This is a genomic window from Arthrobacter crystallopoietes BAB-32, assembly GCF_000328305.2.
Lineage (GTDB): Bacteria > Actinomycetota > Actinomycetes > Actinomycetales > Micrococcaceae > Crystallibacter > Crystallibacter crystallopoietes_A.
On the sequence record NZ_ANPE02000021.1, the window covers coordinates 1 to 4,799 of the forward strand.

Genomic DNA, 4,799 nt, shown 5'->3' on the forward strand with positions numbered 1-4,799 from the left:
CCCACGCTGGGGGTGGCCCGCCCTCGGGCGCTGCAGAGCGGTAAATCAGGCGGTCAGCTGGCGCTTCGAGGAGATCACGCCGGTGTCGAAGCCGGCCAGGTGCAGTCCGCCGTGGAAGCGGGCGTGCTCGATCTTGACGCAGCGGTCCATGACGACGTTCAGCCCTGCGGCTTCGGCCTTGGCGGCGACGTCCTCGTGCCAGGAGCCGAGCTGCAGCCAGATGGTCTTGGCGCCGACGGCCAGCGTCTCGTCCAGCACGCCGGGCAGGTCGTCATGCTTGCGGAACACATCCACCAGATCGGGTACCTCAGGCAGGTCGGCCAGCGACGCGTACACCGGCTGCCCGAGGATCTCCTTGGCCACCGGGTTGACGAAGTAGACCTTGTACTTGCTCGACGAGAGCAGGTAGGTGGCCACGAAGTAGCTGGCGCGGCTCGGCTTGTCGGAGGCGCCGACGATCGCGATGGACTTGGTGTTGCGCAGGATGTTCAGCCGCTCCGGGGCGGACGGCCCGATCCAGGTGCGCTCGCTGACGGCGGTGCTCATGCTCGTGCTCCAATCTCGCAGGCGGCGGCTTCTTCCAGTTCCTCGATGGACACCTCGTCGGCTGCCGCAAGGGCGGCGGTGAGGGCCTGGTCCAGGTCCCACAGGATGTCCTCGACGTCCTCGAGGCCGACGGAGATGCGGATCAGGTCCTCGGGCACGCCGGCGGCGGCCATCTGATCGGCGCTCAGCTGCTGGTGGGTGGTGGAACCCGGGTGCAGGATCAGGGTGCGGGCATCGCCGATGTTGGCCAGGTGGCTAGCCAGCTGCAGCGACTCGATGAACTTCTGGCCGGCGGCTCGTCCGCCCTTGACGCCGAAGGAGAAGACCGAGCCGACGCCCTGCGGCAGGTACTTCTTCCCGCGCTCGTAGTGCGGATGCGAGGGCAGGCCGGCGAAATTCACGTAGGAGACGCGCTCGTCCGCTTCGAGCCACTCGGCTACCTTGCGGGCGTTGGCCAGGTGCTCGTCCATGCGCTGCGGCAGCGTCTCGACGCCCTGCAGCAGCTGGAAGGCCGACTGCGCGGACAGCGACGGTCCGATGTCGCGCAGCTGCTCGGAGCGCAGCTTGGTCAGGAAGCCGTACTCGCCGAAGTTGCCCCACCAGGAGACGTTGCCGTAGGAAGGCACCGGCTCGGTCATCTGCGGGAACTTGCCGTTGCCCCAGTTGAAGCGGCCGGATTCGACGACCACGCCACCCAAGGTGGTGCCGTGGCCGCCGAGGAACTTGGTGGCGGAGTGGATCACAATGTCAGCGCCGTGTTCGATCGGGCGGATCAGGTACGGCGTGCTCAAGGTGGCATCGACGACCAGCGGAATGCCGGCGTCGTGCGCCACCTTGGCCAGGCCCTCAAGGTCCGCGATGTCGCCGGACGGGTTGGCCACGATCTCGGTGTAGACGGCCTTGGTGTTCTCGCCAATGGCCGCGGCGAAGTCCGCCGGGTCCGTGCTGTCGATGAACGTGGTCTCCACCCCGAAGCGGCGCAGCGTCACGTCCAGCTGGGTGATGGTGCCGCCGTACAGCTTCGAGGAGGCCACGATGTGGTCGCCCGATCCGGCCAGCGCGGCGAACGTGATGAACTCGGCGGCCATGCCCGACGACGTGGCCACGGCCCCGATGCCACCCTCCAGCGAGGCGATCCGCTCCTCGAACGCGGCGACCGTGGGATTGCCGATACGGGAGTAGATGTTGCCGTACTTTTGCAGCGCAAAGAGGTTGGCGGCGTCGTCCGTGTCCTTGAAGACGAAGGACGTGGACTGGTAGATGGGCACCGCGCGGGCGCCGTGCTCGGCGTCGGGGGTTCCGCCGGCGTGCAGGGCACGGGTGCGGAAGCCGAATGTGCGTTCAGCCATTTAGAGGGCAGCTCCTTCGAAGTTGGTGGCAGGCAGCAGAGCGGTGTTGAGCTCGGTGCCGTTGGCGCGGGCCAGGTCCGCCTCGAGTTCGCGGACGATCGGCAGGACCTCGCGGCCGAACGCCTCGACTTCCTCCTGGAAGTGCAGGTAGGCGGTCAGCATGAGGTTCACGCCGATCTTCTTGAACTCCACAATACGTTCGGCAATCTGTTCCGGCGTACCAATGAGTCCGGTCTTGAAGCCGTCGTTGTACTGGATCAGGTCCTCGAACGTAGAATCCGCCCACATGCCCTTGCCGTCCTTGGTGGACTGGCCGGCTTCCTTCACCGCCGCCGCGAAACCTTCGACGGCGGGGCGGTGCGCCTTGGCCACGATCTCGCGCAGGGTTTCCTTCGCTTCCGCTTCAGTGCCGCGGGAGATGACGAAGCCGTTCAGGCCGAACTTCGGGACGCGGTTGACGGTGGCAGCGGCGGCCCGGACGCCGGCGATGTTCTCCTTGAAGCCTTCGAGGTCCTTGCCGTTGGAGAAGTACCAGTCTGCGGTCCGGCCGGCGGCGGCCTGGGCGGCGGTGGAGTTCCCGCCGAAGAAGATCTCCGGGTGGGCGCGGCCGGGGACCTCGACGGGCGCCGGGTTCAGGGTGAAGTCCTTGATGTTGTAGTACTTGCCGGACTGGCTGTAGTTCTGCTGGGTCCACAGGCCGCGGAGGGCGTTGATGAACTCCTCGGTGCGGACGTAGCGCTCATCGTGCTCGAGCCACTCCAGGCCGAAGTTGATGAACTCGTCCTTCAGCCAGCCGGAGACGATGTTGACTGCGGCGCGGCCACCCGAGATGTGGTCGGCTGTGATGATGAACTTGGCCAGCACGCCCGGATGCCACATGCCGGGGTGGACCGCCGAGATGATGTTCAGCCGCTCGGTGGCGCCGAGCAGGGCCAAGGAGAAGCTCGTTGCCTCGTGCTGCTTGTCGGCACCGTAGCTGGCGGCGTAGCGGGTCTGGGTGAGGGCGTACTCGAAGCCGGAGTTCTCCGCGATGCGGGCGAGCTTCTTGTTGTACTCGAAGTCCCAGCTGGTGCGCTGCTCAATGGTGGAGACGACGAGGCCGCCGGAGACGTTCGGCACCCAGTAGGCGAACTTGAGCGGGGTTTCGAGGTTGGCCACGCTGGACACGGGGGAAGTGGTCATGGCGAATTCCTTGATGATCGGCGCTTAGAGCGCGTGAACGGGAATCCCGGGCAATGACGATCCCTCAGGTGCCAGGCCGGACGGCGGCACCATCCGGATCAAAGATTGCTTGCGCTCTCTCCATCGCTTCTGGCGGTAGCACCTTTCCGGTGGAGTCCGGAGGGTTGCTGCGGCGTCAAAGAGCCAGATCTCTCGGCCGCTCGGGATGGTCCCGACTATTTTGCCATACCGGCGGGCATGGTCCGCAACGAATGTTGAGCCACATTTCGTTCTCCCGTGAATTCCCCGAACGCCCCCGGCCCCCGCCCGGTCCCAGCCCCGGGCCCAGCCCCGGCCCGCCACTGCCCACGACGCTCCTGTACAGCTTTAGGCTTCAAGCTCTATAAACGTGCAGGTCAGTCAATTACTTGAAGCGTAAAGACGGGCAGGGTGGACAGAAGCTGTGCATTCAGGCCGCTTGGCGCGCCAAGCTGAGGACTTGAGCCACCACCGTGTCTGGCTCGAACACGAGATCTTCATATAGATAACGCAAGGTCTGGAGTCCGCTGAGCATGGCAGCGTTGTTGCGGCGCCTGTCCTTCCGGAACATTGACCGTGACCAATGAAAGTCGAAACCGTCCAGCTCCACGATGACGCGCCTCTCGACCAGCAGGTCCACCCGGCCAACCCCCTCAATGTGGACCTGCGGTTCAGCCCTCAACCCCACATTGTGGAAGAGTTCCCTGGCAATGGTTTCCAAAGGCGATTCAGAGGTTGGATCGATCTTCCCGAGCAGTGCCCGAAACGGCCCGTTCCGAGGCCCGGGCAGATGGTTCAGCAGGTCCTGCCGCCGGAGCTTGCGCTTGATAACAGCAGATTCCGCAATCACTAGCGCCTCTAGCGGCGGGCGGCACCTGAGCGCGTGCAGTACAACGTCGAGGACGGGCGCATAGGCGCCGGGACGCTTATTGCCGACCAGCCTTCCCCGGTGCCGGACGGTCTCCACCGTGCTGTCTTTCTGCCGGAAGCCGGCGACAGGGCGCCCGTGCGGGACCCAGAGATGCGGCTGCTGGGGATCTTTGAGACCCCACAACCCCAGTTCCTTGACGGCCGAGGCGCAGGAGACGAGGCCGTTGTTGGAGACTGCATGGCGGACGAGGGGGTCGCTGTCCGGCAGGGTCAGCAGCCCGGACCGGACGCGGATGACGCGGCCTTCAGCAATGGACCGATGAAGGGAAGCTTTGGAGTAGCCAGCCGCCAGCAAGTCACCTACCGCGCCGTACCGCCTAGGAGTCGAAGATGGGAAATGGGATCCATGTACCGAGCATGGGGGATGGGCCGGAGACTCGCTCGGCTGATGCCTGCTGCTGTGGAAAAGCGTGCGGCGCTGTACAGGATTAGCGTCTCCCGTACAGCTTTAGGCTTCAAGTACCGCGCTGACGAGGGCGTTTGTTTTGCTTGAAGGTTAAAGGTGTACGCGGCGGACCCGAGCGGCGGGGAGGTTCGGGGTCGGGCGGGCGTCCCCGAGGCCGAGACCTTCCCCGGGGGCGCCACTGGTTTACCGGGATTCGCAGATTTGCTTGATGTCGGCGATGCAGGGTTCGTTCTGGAGCGAGGTGGTGTCGCCCAGTGTGGTGCCTTCGAACAGCTGGGTCAGCAGGCGCCGCATGATCTTGCCGCTCCGGGTTTTGGGGACGTCGGGGACGAACACGATGTCCCGCGGCTTGGCGATCGGGCCGATCT

At 65.3% G+C, this 4,799-nt stretch carries 5 protein-coding genes and 1 riboswitch; all 5 genes read right to left on the minus strand.

What is annotated here, in order from left to right; translation table 11 throughout:
• Window positions 1–45 precede the first annotated feature (45 nt).
• Window positions 46–546 carry a CoA-binding protein gene (locus tag D477_RS00520; RefSeq protein WP_005266173.1) on the minus strand — a complete coding sequence of 167 codons (501 nt, stop codon included), beginning with the start codon at window positions 544–546 and terminating at the stop codon, window positions 46–48.
• Window positions 543–1,895 (minus strand): O-acetylhomoserine aminocarboxypropyltransferase/cysteine synthase family protein, encoded by a 1,353-nt coding sequence (locus tag D477_RS00525; RefSeq protein WP_005266174.1) that lies wholly within the window; start codon window positions 1,893–1,895, stop codon window positions 543–545. The genes D477_RS00520 and D477_RS00525 overlap by 4 nt, the downstream gene beginning before the upstream one ends.
• Entirely contained in the window at window positions 1,896–3,077 is a 1,182-nt protein-coding gene (gene sfnG, locus D477_RS00530) for a dimethylsulfone monooxygenase SfnG (RefSeq protein WP_005266175.1), read from the minus strand.
• A 117-nt stretch (window positions 3,078–3,194) separates the two neighbouring features.
• Window positions 3,195–3,289: riboswitch (SAM riboswitch) on the minus strand.
• A 236-nt stretch (window positions 3,290–3,525) separates the two neighbouring features.
• Window positions 3,526–4,320: an endonuclease domain-containing protein gene (locus tag D477_RS00535; RefSeq protein WP_005266176.1), complete on the minus strand. Its 795-nt coding sequence runs from the start codon at window positions 4,318–4,320 to the stop codon at window positions 3,526–3,528.
• A 294-nt stretch (window positions 4,321–4,614) separates the two neighbouring features.
• The coding region (locus D477_RS00540) for an AMP-binding enzyme (RefSeq protein ID WP_005266177.1) at window positions 4,615–4,799 on the minus strand (185 nt) is incomplete at its 5' end.

Coding starts and splice junctions, on each gene's coding strand:
- D477_RS00520 (WP_005266173.1), bottom strand. CDS start 546: ATGAGCACCGCCGTCAGCGAGCGCACCTGGATCGGGCCGTCCGCCCCG.
- D477_RS00525 (WP_005266174.1), bottom strand. CDS start 1,895: ATGGCTGAACGCACATTCGGCTTCCGCACCCGTGCCCTGCACGCCGGC.
- sfnG (WP_005266175.1), bottom strand. CDS start 3,077: ATGACCACTTCCCCCGTGTCCAGCGTGGCCAACCTCGAAACCCCGCTC.